This is a genomic window from Metabacillus sp. 84, from assembly GCF_050107715.1.
Taxonomy (GTDB): Bacteria; Bacillota; Bacilli; order Bacillales; family Bacillaceae; genus Metabacillus_B.
Window position 1 is genome coordinate 16,036 of the sequence record NZ_JBNILN010000020.1, and the last position, 14,912, is coordinate 30,947.

The 14,912-nt window shown below is 46.6% G+C and carries 15 protein-coding genes; 14 read left to right on the forward strand and 1 reads right to left on the reverse strand.

The features are described from left to right. Positions 1-509: 509 nt before the first annotated feature. Positions 510-803, reverse strand: coding sequence for a hypothetical protein (locus ACQCV8_RS19495; protein WP_426847124.1), 294 nt, complete (start codon positions 801-803; stop codon positions 510-512). A gap of 147 nt (positions 804-950) precedes the next feature. On the opposite strand from ACQCV8_RS19495, the gene yabG reads away from it, so the two are divergent. From yabG to spoVT, 14 genes are all read left to right on the forward strand, one after another. Further along, positions 951-1,838, forward strand: a complete 888-nt coding sequence (gene yabG, locus ACQCV8_RS19500; RefSeq protein ID WP_426847125.1) for a sporulation peptidase YabG — start codon at positions 951-953, stop codon at positions 1,836-1,838. A 219-nt stretch (positions 1,839-2,057) separates the two neighbouring features. Then, positions 2,058-2,327: a biofilm formation stimulator Veg gene (gene veg / locus ACQCV8_RS19505; protein WP_426847142.1), complete on the forward strand. Its 270-nt coding sequence runs from the start codon at positions 2,058-2,060 to the stop codon at positions 2,325-2,327. A 196-nt stretch (positions 2,328-2,523) separates the two neighbouring features. After that, positions 2,524-2,709 (forward strand): small, acid-soluble spore protein, alpha/beta type, encoded by a 186-nt coding sequence (locus ACQCV8_RS19510; protein WP_426847126.1) that lies wholly within the window; start codon positions 2,524-2,526, stop codon positions 2,707-2,709. Between the two features lie 355 nt (positions 2,710-3,064). Further along, the gene (gene ispE, locus ACQCV8_RS19515) at positions 3,065-3,937 is read left to right on the forward strand and encodes a 4-(cytidine 5'-diphospho)-2-C-methyl-D-erythritol kinase (protein ID WP_426847127.1); all 873 of its coding nucleotides are present in this window, start codon (positions 3,065-3,067) and stop codon (positions 3,935-3,937) included. Positions 3,938-3,993: 56 nt separating this feature from the next. After that, positions 3,994-4,821, forward strand: coding sequence for a pur operon repressor (gene purR, locus ACQCV8_RS19520; protein ID WP_426847128.1), 828 nt, complete (start codon positions 3,994-3,996; stop codon positions 4,819-4,821). A gap of 100 nt (positions 4,822-4,921) precedes the next feature. Next, positions 4,922-5,296 carry a RidA family protein gene (locus tag ACQCV8_RS19525; RefSeq protein ID WP_426847129.1) on the forward strand — a complete coding sequence of 125 codons (375 nt, stop codon included), beginning with the start codon at positions 4,922-4,924 and terminating at the stop codon, positions 5,294-5,296. A gap of 137 nt (positions 5,297-5,433) precedes the next feature. Then, positions 5,434-5,727 (forward strand): septation regulator SpoVG, encoded by a 294-nt coding sequence (gene spoVG, locus ACQCV8_RS19530; protein ID WP_426847130.1) that lies wholly within the window; start codon positions 5,434-5,436, stop codon positions 5,725-5,727. A 227-nt stretch (positions 5,728-5,954) separates the two neighbouring features. Beyond that, positions 5,955-7,340, forward strand: coding sequence for a bifunctional UDP-N-acetylglucosamine diphosphorylase/glucosamine-1-phosphate N-acetyltransferase GlmU (gene glmU / locus ACQCV8_RS19535; protein WP_426847131.1), 1,386 nt, complete (start codon positions 5,955-5,957; stop codon positions 7,338-7,340). Positions 7,341-7,358: 18 nt separating this feature from the next. Next, positions 7,359-8,312, forward strand: a complete 954-nt coding sequence (locus ACQCV8_RS19540) for a ribose-phosphate diphosphokinase (RefSeq protein ID WP_426847132.1) — start codon at positions 7,359-7,361, stop codon at positions 8,310-8,312. Positions 8,313-8,425: 113 nt separating this feature from the next. Then, positions 8,426-9,061, forward strand: coding sequence for a 50S ribosomal protein L25/general stress protein Ctc (locus tag ACQCV8_RS19545; protein WP_426847133.1), 636 nt, complete (start codon positions 8,426-8,428; stop codon positions 9,059-9,061). A gap of 146 nt (positions 9,062-9,207) precedes the next feature. Then, positions 9,208-9,780, forward strand: coding sequence for an aminoacyl-tRNA hydrolase (pth, locus tag ACQCV8_RS19550; protein ID WP_426847134.1), 573 nt, complete (start codon positions 9,208-9,210; stop codon positions 9,778-9,780). Between the two features lie 49 nt (positions 9,781-9,829). Further along, positions 9,830-10,060 carry an anti-sigma-F factor Fin family protein gene (locus ACQCV8_RS19555; protein WP_426847135.1) on the forward strand — a complete coding sequence of 77 codons (231 nt, stop codon included), beginning with the start codon at positions 9,830-9,832 and terminating at the stop codon, positions 10,058-10,060. Positions 10,061-10,145: 85 nt separating this feature from the next. After that, positions 10,146-13,670: a transcription-repair coupling factor gene (mfd, locus tag ACQCV8_RS19560; protein WP_426847136.1), complete on the forward strand. Its 3,525-nt coding sequence runs from the start codon at positions 10,146-10,148 to the stop codon at positions 13,668-13,670. A gap of 139 nt (positions 13,671-13,809) precedes the next feature. Then, entirely contained in the window at positions 13,810-14,346 is a 537-nt protein-coding gene (gene spoVT, locus ACQCV8_RS19565) for a stage V sporulation protein T (protein ID WP_426847137.1), read from the forward strand. Positions 14,347-14,912 lie beyond the last annotated feature (566 nt).

The following is a 14,912-nucleotide window of genomic DNA, read 5'->3' on the forward strand; positions in this document are numbered from 1 at the left end:
ATTCGCACCCCGGAGCCGCTTAAGTATCACCTAAAACAGGCGGTTCCGTACACAGGAGGCCCAAAATGCCCCGCTGAATGGGCTAAAAGGGCTGACCTCACTGTGAATGCTATGTGGAAAAGCGGTGCCAGAGCAGCAAAACGGGAATTAACACGACGCCATTGCGCTGTTTCGAGAAGGCATGTAGCATAATTTGTCGAGAAGTCGATATATGGGTGAAGTAGGTCGATATATAGGTGAAATAGGTCGATATAATAAAGTTTCGGTCGATTTATTAGGAGTACCGGTCGATATAATTGAATCTGGGTCGATATCTTACGCATTCGCGCCCCGGAGCCGCTCAAGTATCACCTAAAACAGGCGGTTCCGTACACAGGAGGCCCTAAATGTCCCGCTGAATGGGCTAAAAGGTGCTCCAACACGAAATATCTTATCAAAACAGAGACCCGAAAGCTGAAAGTCGCTGCAGAGAGTAAATACATATTACGTCACCAACCAAGACTTAAAAACTAGAACAACGATAAGAAGCAGGGGCTTGTACCTGCTTCTATAAAATTTGTGGCACATTCGATTGGAGAAAGAAACGGTGCGGGAGCATTAGCTTTTCCCAGCGTGAGAGCCAGACACCCCCATACAAGCAAATCATCCCTAAGCGGCCGCTTCTCTCCCCCGGTCAAGGCAAAAGACGCCTCCCGTCCGAGCAGCCCACGTCCTTCAAGCCTGAGCAAGCGCCCTCCGCTTTTCTTTGTTGTCCAGCTCCGGGCGTTAGGCTTTTGGCCGATTCTCTCCCCCGGTCGAGTCAAAAGACGCCTCCCATCCGAGCAGCCCACGTCCTTCAAGCCTAAGCAAGCGCCCTCCGCATTTCTTTTCACCAAACGCGTTTTCCTACATAGGCTAAGAAAGGATCGATTTGCAGGTGTGTTCCAAAATTCCTGTTTTGGAGTGAGGATATGTCATTTACTATAGGGGATGTTGTTGCGCGTAAATCGTATCATTTAGATATGCTCTTTCGTGTGATTGATTTAAAAGCGGATGAGAGCGGAGAAACGGTTGCGGTTCTTTATGGAGAGGAGTTCCGGCTGATTGCGGATGCCCCATGTTCCGACCTTGTGGCGATCAGTCAGCGGGAGCTGAACCAGCGTCATGTTCAGCAGAAGGAAAAGCTTGATCAGTCTCTTTTCCTGCTAGAGCAGGATTATCAGCTGCTGAAAGAAAAAAGAGAGTATTACGCTACTGCGAGCTATAGCCATCAGGAGGATTTTTTTCACGTGCCTGGGAAGGTTCTTCATATGGATGGAGATCCGGTCTATCTTCAGAAGTGCTTATCGCTGTATGAAAAAATCGGAGTTCCCGTTCACGGTGTCCACTGTCTGGAAAAAGAGATGCCGGAAAAGGTGGGCGCGCTGCTTGCCCAATTCCGTCCTGATATTTTGGTTGTTACCGGCCATGATGCGTATTCCAAGCACAAAGGAAGTATGAGTGATTTGGAGGCATACCGGCATTCAAAGCATTTTGTGCAGGCGGTTATGAACGCAAGGAGCCGCATTCCCAATTTGGATCAGCTCGTGATTTTTGCAGGAGCGTGCCAGTCCCATTTTGAATCGCTGATCAGGGCTGGAGCTAATTTTGCAAGCTCACCTTCCAGAGTCAATATTCATGCTCTGGATCCTGTTTATATTGTTGCAAAAATAAGCTTTACCCCTTTTATTGAGAGGATCAACGTTTGGGACGTTCTCCGGAATACCCTCACAAGAGAGAAGGGGCTTGGAGGGGTCGAAACAAAAGGTGTGCTCCGCACGGGCATGCCATATAAACGAATTCAGACCGTGCAGGAGTAAAACCGCTTTCTATGAGCGGTTTTTATTTTGGTGCATAAATTTAATATTCCTGAAAATATTTACATAAAAGCACGGATGGAAGTGCATAATAGGTGCGAAGGTTAGAACATATTGTAGAAATAATTTTGTTGACAATGCTGTTTAGCGACTGTATAATTTAAATTTTATTTGACTTTAGAGCGCTAAAGAGGTATAATGGTTAACAGTGAGGTGGATGCAATGGCGAAGACTTTAACCGATATCAAAAACACATTGGATTTGAATCTGGGCAAAAGATTGACATTGAAGGCAAATGGAGGACGCAGAAAGACCGTGGAGAGATCCGGGGTGCTTGCTGAGACCTATCCATCCGTCTTTATCGTAGAATTGGATCAGGATGAAAATGCTTTTGAAAGAGTATCATACAGCTATGCAGATGTTCTCACCGAAACTGTTCAATTAACTTTTTTTGAAGATGCATCAGGAGCATTGGCTTTAAGCGGGCAGTAGACAATTTGTTTGCTGCTTTTTTTATTGGAAAAAAGGAGCCCTTTCGCCTGCCGGATTTCAGCACCATTCTTTATATGCTCCCTGATTTCGCCTTTCTTTACATATATTCAAGGCAGTACAATCCCCCCTGTGGAGCATACTAAGCGTGTCCTGGCTATGCCGGGCATGATCCAGCATTCATGAGGGGGTTCGATTCATGGGCAGAAGAAAAGGAGTCATGACGGAAAGTTTTAAGTATGAGCTTGCGAAGGATTTAGGCTTTTACGAAACCGTAATGAGCGAAGGCTGGGGCGGAATCCGTTCCAGAGATGCCGGCAACATGACGAAAAGAGCCGTAGAGCTTGCAAAAGAGCATATGGCCTCCCAGATGAATTCACGCTGATGATGCGAGCAGCCTCTTTTAGGGGCTGCTCGTTTTTGTTTCAGTCCCTCTGCCAGCGGTGCCTATCCATAAAAAACACCGGTACATGTTTAAGATTTTCTCTAAAGGAAAAAGTGATTTTAAGAACATCCATCTGACTGCTGCGCCTGCCCGGGCTGAAACATCTGCTTTAAGCCCGGGCAGATGCGGACAATCCGCAAGAGAAAAAAAGACGCAGAGGAACTCTCTTTAAGGCATGGAATCTTTCCCAATGCTTGCAGGACCTGCTGATCCTGTCGAAAAACAGCAATATTTCTCTTCTTTTTGTGGTACAATGTGGATACAATTTTAGTTCGTTTTAGAAGCAGGTGAAAGAATGCGTATTCTCGAAAAAGCGCCAGCGAAAATTAATTTATCACTGGATGTTTTACATAAAAGAAAAGATGGATTTCATGAAGTGGAAATGGTAATGACGACAATCGATCTGGCTGACAGGATTGAATTGATTGACCTGGGTCCTTCCGGGGGAATTACGATTACTTCGCATAACCGGTTTGTTCCGGATGATCACCGGAATCTGGCGTACCAGGCGGCGAGTATCCTGAAGGAGCGCTATGGCATTAAGCGCGGAGTATCCATCGGCATTACAAAGGTTATTCCGGTTGCAGCAGGACTTGCAGGCGGCAGCAGTGATGCCGCAGCTGCTCTGAGAGGGCTGAATCGGTTATGGAACCTCGGTTTATCTCTTGATGAACTGGCGGTAATCGGAGCCGAGATTGGTTCTGATGTTTCTTTCTGTGTGTACGGGGGCACCGCACTGGCTACCGGCAGAGGCGAAAAAATCCGTCATATTGAAGCTCCGCCGCACTGCTGGGTTATATTGGCCAAGCCAGCAGCGGGGGTATCGACAGCAGATGTCTACCGCGGGCTTAGGCTTGACCGAGTTGTCCATCCTCATACAGGCAGAATGGTTGAAGCAATCCAGGAAAAGGACTACGAAGGAATCTGCAGAAACATGGGGAACGTTTTAGAGACCGTTACTCTAAACATGCAGCCTGAAGTGGCAATGATCAAGGACCAGATGAAACGGTTCGGAGCAGACGCCGTTTTAATGAGCGGAAGCGGACCGACCGTCTTTGGACTCGTCCAGTATGAATCAAAGGTTCACCGCATCTACAATGGTCTCAGGGGATTTTGCGATCAGGTATTTGCTGTAAGAATGCTGGGTGAGCGATGTGAACTTGATTAAATCCGTATATTAAGATATATTATCTTTAACAATATTCGGATTTTGGGGGTTATTCCATGAAGCTTCGTCGAAGCGGCAGACTCGTGGACATGACGAATTATATGCTTAATCATCCGCATTCGCTTGTCCCTCTTACGTATTTTTCAGAAAGATACCAGTCTGCAAAATCATCGATCAGTGAAGATTTAACCATTATTAAGCAGACGTTTGAACAGCAGGGAGTCGGGTCCCTGCAAACCGTCCCGGGAGCAGCCGGGGGAGTGAAATTTGTGCCCGGCATGCATCACGAAGAAGCCCGTGCCATTATTGATTCTCTTAAAGGCCGGATGGCGGCGCCGGATCGGCTTCTTCCGGGGGGATATCTGTATCTGACCGATATTCTCGGAGATCCGGCTTTGGTCAACAAGGTCGGCAGAATGTTCGCATCCGTTTTTGCCGACCGGGAAATCGATGTTGTCATGACTGTAGCAACGAAAGGCATTCCTCTCGCTTATGCTGCTGCAAACGACTTAAATGTCCCCGTTATTATTGTGAGAAGGGACAGTAAGGTCACAGAGGGTTCTACGGTCAGCATTAATTATGTGTCCGGTTCATCCAAAAGGATTCAGACAATGGTTCTGGCAAAAAGAAGTCTCAAGGAAGGCTCCAACGTGCTGATCATTGATGACTTTATGAAAGCCGGCGGGACCATTAATGGAATGGTCAGCCTTCTGGACGAGTTTCAGGCTAAGGTTGCGGGCATTGGCGTATTGGTAGAAACGGAAGGCGCGGAAGAAAGGCTCGTGGATGAATACATTTCGCTTGTCAAATTAACCGGTGTCGATGTGAAGGGCAAACAGATTGAACTGCAGGAAGGCAATTTTTTTGATTTTGCAAAAAAATAAACCTGTCTTGTCAGCGCATACATGGTTCGCGGCAGCCGGCCGGATTTCCACTAAATAGTTAACTCATTAACAGCCTGCCAAATAAAGGAGCGGATGAAAAATGGAAATCATTCAAACAGCTAAAGCGCCTGCAGCGATCGGCCCTTATTCCCAGGGGATGATTGTGAACAACCTGGTCTTTACTTCCGGTCAGATCCCTCTGAAAGCAGATGGGGAAATGGTCTCTGGAGATGTGAAAATCCAGACCCGCCAGGTTTTTGCTAATCTTAAAGCGGTACTCGAACAAGCCGGGAGCTCGCTTGAGCAGGTTGTAAAAGCGACTGTTTTTATTAAAGATATGAATGATTTTGGTGAGATCAATGAAGTGTATGGGGAATATTTTCATACACACAAGCCTGCACGATCCTGTGTGGAAGTGGCCAGACTGCCAAAAGACGCACTAATTGAGATTGAATGCATTGCTCTAACTAAGTAATATACCCAAGTCAATAAGAAAACCTTCCTACCTTTCCCTGATTTTTCAAAAAAAATTCCACATCTTGCAGGATTTCAGAAATTTCCGTGGAATTCATACTGTAAAGTTTTTCATCCAGGGAAAAGGTGGTGAACATAATGGAAGTGACTGACGTAAGATTACGCCGCGTAAACACAGAAGGCCGCATGAGAGCCATTGCATCCATTACTCTTGATCACGAATTTGTTGTACATGACATTCGTGTAATCGATGGGAATAATGGCTTATTTGTTGCAATGCCAAGCAAAAGAACTCCTGATGGAGAATTCCGCGATATTGCCCATCCTATAAATTCCGGGACGCGCGGCAAAATTCAGGAAGCTGTATTGAATGAGTACCACAGGCTTGGAGAAATGGAAGAAGTTGAATTTGAAGAAGCAGGTGCTTCCTAAAATATGATGCCCTTGTTACAGTGTAACAGGGGTTTACTTATGCGCTGCTGTCTTCTCCGCTTCCAGAAATCCTCCAGTTTATCCTTTCTAAACTCCCGCTATGATAGTCCCATCCGCTGTTTTGAGAATGTGAAATATATTGGTACTTTTTGTTCCTGCCTTGAAAAGAAGCCTTATTTAAGATATATTTTTTAATGGATAAATAGGGATACTTGGGAGGCTTACACATGGAAAATCGTTATGCAGTCGTTCTGGCAGCTGGTCAAGGTACACGTATGAAGTCCAAGCTTTATAAAGTTTTACACCCTGTATGCGGCAAACCAATGGTTCAGCATGTAGCAGATGAAATGTCCAAATTGAATCTCAGCAAAATGGTAACCATTATTGGACACGGGGCAGACATGGTAAAGGCTCAGCTTGGAGAAAAAAGTGAATATGCTTTGCAAAGCGAGCAGCTTGGAACCGCTCATGCGGTCATGCAGGCTTCAAGCCAGCTGAATGATCTTGAAGGCACAACGATCGTTGTATGCGGCGACACTCCGCTGATTACATCTGAGACGATGGAGAATCTGCTTTCCCATCACAGCGAGACAAACTCCAAAGCTACAATTTTGACAGTAAAGGCAGAGGATCCAGCAGGATACGGACGGATTGTCCGCAATGATGCCGGGCTTGTTGAGAAGATTGTCGAGCACAAGGATGCTACAGCAGAAGAACGCAGGATTGATGAAATTAACACAGGTACATACTGCTTTGATAACAAACTGCTTTTTGAAACATTGAGCAAGGTTTCAAATGATAACGTGCAGGGAGAATACTATCTGCCTGATGTAATTGAAATCCTCAAAAACGAAGGTGAAATCGTTTCAGCCTACCAGACGGATTCTTTCGAGGAATCTCTGGGTGTTAATGACCGGGCAGCGCTCTCTCAAGCGGAAAAATATATGAAAAAACGCATCAACATCTCCCACATGCGCAGCGGAGTTACCCTGATTGACCCTGAACAGACCTACATTTCAGCGGATGCTGTGATCGGCAGAGATACAGTTATTTACCCGGGAACAATCATTAAAGGGGATGTGAAAATCGGAGAGGACTGTGAGATCGGTCCAAACTCTGAAATTAAAGACAGTGTGATCGGGGACCGGACTGTCATCCGCCAATCTGTAGTCCATGACAGTGAAATCGGTAATGAAGCAGCCGTAGGGCCGTTTGCTCATATTCGCCCGCAATCTTCCATTGCTGATGAAGTGAAGATCGGCAACTTTGTGGAAGTAAAGAAATCAGCGATGGGCAAAGGAAGCAAAGCCTCCCACTTGAGCTACATCGGGGATGCGGAAATCGGAGCAGATGTGAATCTCGGATGCGGTTCGATCACGGTTAATTATGATGGGAAAAATAAAGCACTGACAAAGGTGGAAGATGGGGCGTTTATCGGATGCAATTCCAACTTGATTGCACCGGTAACCATTGGTCAGGGAGCCTATGTCGCAGCAGGCTCGACGATTACTGAAGATGTGCCGGGACAAGCGCTATCGGTTGCACGCGCCCGACAAGTCAATAAAGAGGACTATGTCGGCCGGCTGAGTATGAATCAAAATTCTATATCCTAATTGGAGGTTCACCACATTATGTCAAATCAGTACGGCGATGCAAATTTAAAGATTTTCTCATTGAATTCCAATCCTGCCCTTGCAGAGGATATCGCAAGCGTAGTTGGCGTTCAGCTTGGAAAATGCTCAGTAACCCGTTTCAGTGACGGGGAGATCCAAATCAACATTGAAGAAAGTATCCGCGGCTGTGATGTGTACATCATTCAGTCTACAAGTGGACCGGTAAATGAACACTTGATGGAGCTTTTAATTATGATTGATGCGCTAAAGCGTGCTTCGGCTAAAACGATCAATATTGTGATGCCTTACTACGGTTATGCACGACAGGACCGTAAAGCCCGTGCACGCGAGCCGATTACAGCGAAGCTTGTAGCAAATCTTCTGGAAACAGCCGGTGCGAACCGTGTGATTACCCTTGATTTGCATGCGCCTCAGATCCAAGGTTTCTTTGATATTCTGATTGACCATTTAATGGGTGTGCCAATTCTTGGAGACTATTTCAGCAAAAAGGACCTTAAAGACATCGTCATCGTTTCACCTGATCACGGAGGGGTTACAAGAGCCCGCAAACTCGCTGACCGCCTGAAAGCGCCGATTGCGATTATTGATAAACGCCGGCCTCGCCCGAATGTCTCAGAAGTAATGAACATTGTCGGTAATGTCGAAGGAAAGACGGCTATCCTGATTGATGATATTATCGATACAGCCGGTACCATCACTCTTGCTGCCAATGCACTTGTTGAAAATGGAGCATCGGAAGTATATGCATGCTGTACGCATCCTGTTCTTTCCGGTCCTGCGATTGAAAGAATCGAAAATTCCAAAATTAAAGAGCTTGTCGTAACCAACTCAATCAGCCTGCCTGAAGAAAAGAAAATCAGCAAGGTAATCGAGCTTTCCGTTGCGCCTTTAATTGGAGAAGCCATCATTCGCGTCCATGAAGAGCAGTCAGTAAGCACGCTTTTTGATTAAGACAGCGGGCGGATTTTTTCAGTATCGGCTTTAAGATCTTATGTTTAGACCGGCTTAATTGTGGGAATTGACTATAATAAGCAATTTATCACGATGTTAGGAAGGTGTAGGACATGAGCACAACCATTAAAGCACAGGAAAGAAAAAATTTAAAAAACTCTGCTACAAGAGCTATTCGTTTGCAAGGCCATGTGCCTGGCATCATATACGGATATAAAACAGAAAACAAAGCGGTATCCCTTGACAGCATTGACCTGCTGAAAACATTGCGTGATGAAGGCCGCAATGCCATCATTAAGCTTGATGTGGACGGTAAAACGCATTCTGTCATGGTGAATGATATGCAGATGGATACTATGAAAAATGAGATCCTTCATGCGGATTTCCTTGCAGTTAATCTGGATTCTGAAGTGGATGTGGAAGTGCCGCTTCACTTAACCGGTGACGCCCAGGGAGTAAAAGATGGCGGAGTGCTTCAGCAGCCGCTTTACCAAGTATCTGTCACAGCTAAACCGAGCGATATTCCTCAAAGTATAGAGGTGGATATCTCAAACCTGGCTGTCAACGATACCATTACTGTATCTGATTTGAAGGATGAGAAAAAATATACCATCAACAATGAAGACGATGAAGTGATTGCTTCTATTCTTCCTCCTCAAGCTGAAGAAGAAATTGATTCCGGCGAAGAGCAGGAGCCTGGTGAACCTGAAAACGCTGAAGGGCGTGAAGGGGAAGAGCAAAGCGAATAAGAAGGAACCTTTATGGATGGCTGGCCAAGCAGACTGTTTTGGGCCAGCCTCTTTTCTATGTTCAAAAACTTTTCTATAATATAATAAGGGCTAGAACGCAATTAAAATGGCTGAACGGCCGATGCAGCGATAAAGGTGGGAATGGCTTGAAAGTTTTTATTGGACTCGGGAACCCGGGTAAGCAGTATGCAGAAACACGTCACAACGCTGGTTTTATGGTTATAGATGAACTGTCACGCCGTTTGTCTATTCCGCTTGACCGTTCCAAATTTAACGGAATATACGGGATGGGTATGGCAGACGGTACGAAGGTATTGCTCGTTAAGCCGCTTACATATATGAACTTGTCCGGAGAGTGCGTGCGTCCATTAATGGATTTCTATGAAGTTCCGGATGAGGATATGGCTGTCATTTATGATGACCTTGATTTGCCTGCGGGGAAAATCAGGCTGCGCACTAAGGGAAGCGCAGGCGGACATAACGGAATCAAGTCCATGATCCAGCATTTCGGAACCCAGGAATTTAACCGGGTGCGGATTGGAATTGACCGTCCGCCGAGCGGAATGAAGGTGCCGGATTATGTCCTCGGAACCTTTTCCAAGGAAGAACAGCCTCTCATTAAAGGTGCAGTCAGCCGCTCTGCAGAAGCATGTGAAGAATGGCTTGGCAAACCGTTTTTGCAGGTGATGAACGATTATAATCAGGTTAAGGAAGTATAATGGATTCCTCAAGCGTTTATACTAACTGTAAAAAGCGCATGGAGGAAATATGGCATACCATTATTATTGCAGGCATTGCGGAGTTAAAGTAGGCAGTCTCGAAAAAGAGGCAGCCCATAGCGGAGAATTGGGATTTCACCATCTATCCAGTGAGGAGAGACAGGAGATGATCCGCTACGCGTCGAATGGAGATATAGAGGTTAAAACCATTTGCGAGGATTGCCAGGAAGCGCTTGACCGCAATCCTGCCTTTCATCAAGTGGAAAAGTTCATACAATAAAAAGCTTTGGCTTTTAGACCCAAAGCGTTTTTCTATTTGTCTGCTGAGCAGGAAAAAGACAAATTTTGCGGAAGGAGGGAAAGGCATGAAAAGTCTGCACTCATTTTTTTATGAAAATGAAGATTTTAATACGGTTGCTGCCGGCTTGAAGGAAGGGCTTAGGGAACAGCTGCTGGCTGGGCTTTCAGGTTCAGCCAGGTCTCTATTCACCTCCTCTTTATATATGAAAACAGGAGAATCTGTACTTGTCGTAACGCACAATCTTTATCAGGCGCAGAAGGTTTTCGAGGATTTGGCAAATTTAGCGGGGAAGGATGTATTTCTTTATCCGGTCAATGAACTGATTGCCTCTGATATGGCTGTAGCGAGCCCGGAGCTGATGTCTCAGCGGATGGAGGTGCTGAACCACCTCGTGTCCGGCAATAAAGGCATTATCGTAGCCCCGGCTGCGGCACTGAGAAGGCTTTTGCCCCCAAAGGATTTGTGGAAATCAAGCCAGAAGATTATTTCAGCAGGTGAAGAGCTGGACACAGATGCTCTGTACAGATGGCTTGGGCAGATTGGATATGAACGCGCAAACATGGTTTCGACACCGGGAGAATTCAGTGTAAGAGGCGGGATTATTGATATTTATCCTCTTACTGAAGAAAACCCTGTAAGAATTGAACTATTTGATATTGAAGTGGACTCGATCCGGTCCTTTGATCTTGCGGATCAGCGCTCTCTTCATAAAATGGATCAGGTGAGCCTTGGGCCTGCAAAGGAAATCCTCCTTCAGAGGGAGCATTTGGAGCGCTGCGGGCAGAAGCTGGAAGAAGCCCTCTCAAAGTCCTTGAAAAAGCTTAAGAGTGATCAGCAGAAGGAACTGCTGCTGCAAAACACCCGATATGAACTGGAGATGCTCAAGGATGGGCAGGTTTCAGAAGAGATGCATAAATATCTTTCCTTCTTTTACGAAAAGCCTGCTAGTTTGCTAGACTATTTTGAAGGAACATCCACGATTGTTATGGATGAAATCAGCCGGGTCCATGAGATGATGGAGCAGCTGGACAATGAAGAAGGTGATTGGATAACAAGCATGCTTGAAAACGGAAAGATCGTTCATGAGGCGGTTATTTCGCATGAACAGCCGTTAGTCAAGCCATCCAACCCCGTAGTCTACCTATCCCTTTTCCTGCGGCATGTACCGCATACAAGCCCTCAGAACATCCTGAACGTTTCATGCAAGCAGATGCAGAACTTCCATGGTCAGATGAACGTACTGAAAGGTGAACTGGACCGCTGGAACAAAGGAAAGTTTATTACGGTATTTCTCGGGGCAAATGCGGAGCGGGTCACGAAGCTTGAACAAGTTCTGAAGGATTATGATATGGAGGCCTCCATTATAAAAGACGGAGATCCATTAAAGCCCGGTAAAGCTTATATTCTGGAGGGAGATCTTCAGACAGGCTTTGAATTGCCGCTTCAGAAAGTGGCCGTAATTACAGAGGAAGAGCTTTTTAAAAAACGTGTGAAAAAGCAGCCGAGACGCCAAAAGCTATCCAATGCAGAACGGATTAAAAGCTATTCCGAGCTGCAGGCAGGCGATTACGTGGTGCACATTAACCATGGAATCGGTAAATACCTGGGAATTGAAACGCTTGAAATCAATGGAAATCATAAGGATTATCTGAATATCCACTATCAGGGGACAGATAAACTTTACGTACCTGTTGAGCAAATTGATCAGGTCCAGAAATATGTAGGGTCTGAAGGAAAAGAACCGAAGATCTATAAACTTGGCGGCAACGATTGGCGGCGGGTGAAGAAAAAGGTAGAATCGTCCGTTCAGGATATTGCAGATGACCTTATTAAGCTGTACGCCGAAAGGGAAGCAAGCGTCGGCTATGCCTTCTCTCCAGACGGGGAGATGCAGCGCGACTTCGAAGCCGCTTTTCCTTATCAGGAGACAGAAGACCAGATCCGCTCCATTCATGAAATCAAGCTGGATATGGAACGGGAAAGGCCGATGGACCGCCTGTTGTGCGGAGATGTGGGCTATGGAAAAACAGAAGTTGCCATCCGGGCAGCCTTCAAAGCCATTGCAGACGGGAGACAGGTTGCCCTCCTTGTTCCGACGACCATTCTGGCACAGCAGCATTATGAAACAGTGCGTGAGCGGTTCCAGGACTATCCAATGACGGTCGGCCTTCTCAGCCGGTTCCGGACACGCAAGGAAATGAATGAAACAACAAAGGGGCTGGAGAATGGAACAGTTGATCTTGTGATCGGCACCCACCGTCTCCTTTCCAAGGATGTAATATATAAAAATCTCGGCCTGCTGATCATTGATGAGGAGCAGCGCTTCGGAGTAACCCATAAGGAAAAAATTAAACAAATGAAGGCAAATGTGGATGTGCTGACTTTGACAGCCACCCCAATCCCGAGAACGCTTCATATGTCAATGCTCGGCGTAAGGGACCTTTCTGTTATTGAAACCCCACCGGAAAACCGTTATCCTGTGCAGACTTATGTAGTGGAAAACAACGGGGGACTGGTCAGAGAAGCGATTGAACGTGAGCTTTCAAGGGGAGGACAGGTCTACGTTCTCTACAACCGCGTCGAAGACATCAGCCGGAAAGCAGATGAAATCTCTATGCTGGTTCCGGATGCAAGGGTCTCGTATGCCCACGGACAGATGACGGAAAACGAGCTTGAATCCGTCATGCTCAACTTCCTTGAAGGCCAGTCCGATGTTTTAGTCAGTACAACCATTATTGAGACCGGAGTTGACATTCCGAACGTCAATACACTGATCGTCTATGATGCGGACAAAATGGGATTATCCCAGCTTTATCAGCTCAGGGGGCGTGTCGGCCGTTCAAACCGGGTTGCCTATGCGTATTTTACATACCGCAAGGATAAAGTGCTGACAGAGGTTGCAGAGAAAAGACTGCAGGCCATCAAAGAATTCACAGAGCTCGGATCCGGGTTCAAAATTGCGATGAGGGATTTGTCCATCAGAGGAGCGGGAAACCTTCTTGGCGCCCAGCAGCATGGATTTATAGACTCAGTTGGGTTTGACCTCTATTCCCAGATGCTGAAAGAAGCCATTGAAGAACGCAAAGGTGATGCACCGAAGGAAAAAGCATTTGAAACGGAAATTGACCTTGACCTGGATGCTTACATTCCGGAAGCATACATTGCAGACGGTAAACAGAAGATCGATATGTATAAACGATTCAGAGGCATTGCTTCCCTTGAGGACCTTACTGAACTGAAGGAGGAGATGACAGACCGTTTTGGAACCTATCCTTCAGAGGTCGGCTACCTCTTTAAAGTGGCGGAAGCAAAGCTGTATGCTGTACGCGAACAGGTGGAAACAATCAAGGAAGCGAAAGATGTCATTCACATGTCTATCAGTGAAGCAGCAAGCAAGCTTGCGGACGGGCAAAAGCTGTTCGAGCTAAGCAGCAAATACGGAAGAAAAGTAGGGCTCGGAATGGATGCCAACAAGCTTAAAATCTCCATCCAGACTAAGGGGCTTATAGCAGATGAGCGGCTAACGATCCTGCTCGGATTGCTGAAAGGCCTGCAGAACGTGAAAAAAGAGGAAATTTCCGCCAGTTGATCTTTTGCTTTTATTTTCATTTATTGTGTGTATATTCCCTTTATTGTGAAGGATACTAACCTCAACAAAGGGTGGATGCTGCAAAATGCATAGCACTCACCCAGTATCAATTCACCAGATGAAAGTGAGGCAGCAATAGATGAAAGCAACTGGCATAGTTCGTCGAATTGATGATTTAGGTCGTGTCGTCATTCCAAAAGAAATCCGGAGAACGCTTCGTATCCGTGAAGGAGATCCGCTGGAGATCTTTGTAGACCGTGACGGGGAAGTCATTCTAAAGAAATACTCTCCAATCAGCGAGCTTGGGGATTTTGCAAGAGAATATGCAGATGCACTATACGACAGCATGGGCAACCCGGTACTTATATGTGACAGAGACGCATTTATTGCCGTATCAGGCGGCTCTAAGAAAGAATACCTTAACCGCAACATCAGCGAAGACATTGAAAAAGCAATGGAAGAAAGAAGCTCCGTACTAAAGACCGAAGCAGGAGAAATCCAGCTGCTTGAAGGAGTGAAAGAAGAAGTCAAAGCCTATACAATCGGCCCGATCATTGCCAATGGAGATCCGATTGGCGCAGTCGTCATCTTTTCAAAAGAGGGAACCCTTGGAGAGGTGGAGAAAAAAGCGGTAGAAACGGCAGCCGGCTTTCTTGCACGCCAGATGGAGCACTAGGTTTCGATCTTATTATATGTACTTTAAAAAGGCAGCCCGAAGCAGGCTGCCTTTTGACGTATCGGAAGAAAAATTCATCAGACCTTTGAAGCTGAAAAGCGGCCCTCTCTTACCTCCGCAAACTGGTGCCCTTTGACTCAAACCACATTTACGTTCAGGTACCGGGCTGGCGCACTGGATCCAGCTCCGGGCGCTAGCCCCTCGGCCGCTTCGCTTTCTCAGGCCCGCAGGAGGCGGGTCAGTTCTGTGTTGCGGCAGGATGCCGCGGTTTTAACAGAACTTCCTTAAGAAGCGCCTCTCGGTCGAAAGCTCCACCGTCTGTCGGGGCTAAGCAAGCGCCCTCCGACTCAACCCACATTTTCGTTCAGGTACCGGGCTTGCGCTCTGGATCCAGCTCCGGGCGCTAGCCCCTCGGCCGCTTCGCTTTCTCAGGCCCGCGGGAGGCGGGTCAGTTCTGTGTTGCGGCAGGATGCCGCGGTTTTAACAGAACTTCCTTAAGAAGCGCCTCTCGGTCGAAAGCTCCACCGTCTGTCGGGGCTAAGCAAGCGCCCTCCGACTCAACCCAC

Coding starts and splice junctions, on each gene's coding strand:
- yabG (WP_426847125.1), top strand. CDS start 951: ATGTCATTTACTATAGGGGATGTTGTTGCGCGTAAATCGTATCATTTA.
- veg (WP_426847142.1), top strand. CDS start 2,058: ATGGCGAAGACTTTAACCGATATCAAAAACACATTGGATTTGAATCTG.
- ACQCV8_RS19510 (WP_426847126.1), top strand. CDS start 2,524: ATGGGCAGAAGAAAAGGAGTCATGACGGAAAGTTTTAAGTATGAGCTT.
- ispE (WP_426847127.1), top strand. CDS start 3,065: ATGCGTATTCTCGAAAAAGCGCCAGCGAAAATTAATTTATCACTGGAT.
- purR (WP_426847128.1), top strand. CDS start 3,994: ATGAAGCTTCGTCGAAGCGGCAGACTCGTGGACATGACGAATTATATG.
- ACQCV8_RS19525 (WP_426847129.1), top strand. CDS start 4,922: ATGGAAATCATTCAAACAGCTAAAGCGCCTGCAGCGATCGGCCCTTAT.
- spoVG (WP_426847130.1), top strand. CDS start 5,434: ATGGAAGTGACTGACGTAAGATTACGCCGCGTAAACACAGAAGGCCGC.
- glmU (WP_426847131.1), top strand. CDS start 5,955: ATGGAAAATCGTTATGCAGTCGTTCTGGCAGCTGGTCAAGGTACACGT.
- ACQCV8_RS19540 (WP_426847132.1), top strand. CDS start 7,359: ATGTCAAATCAGTACGGCGATGCAAATTTAAAGATTTTCTCATTGAAT.
- ACQCV8_RS19545 (WP_426847133.1), top strand. CDS start 8,426: ATGAGCACAACCATTAAAGCACAGGAAAGAAAAAATTTAAAAAACTCT.
- ACQCV8_RS19555 (WP_426847135.1), top strand. CDS start 9,830: ATGGCATACCATTATTATTGCAGGCATTGCGGAGTTAAAGTAGGCAGT.
- mfd (WP_426847136.1), top strand. CDS start 10,146: ATGAAAAGTCTGCACTCATTTTTTTATGAAAATGAAGATTTTAATACG.
- spoVT (WP_426847137.1), top strand. CDS start 13,810: ATGAAAGCAACTGGCATAGTTCGTCGAATTGATGATTTAGGTCGTGTC.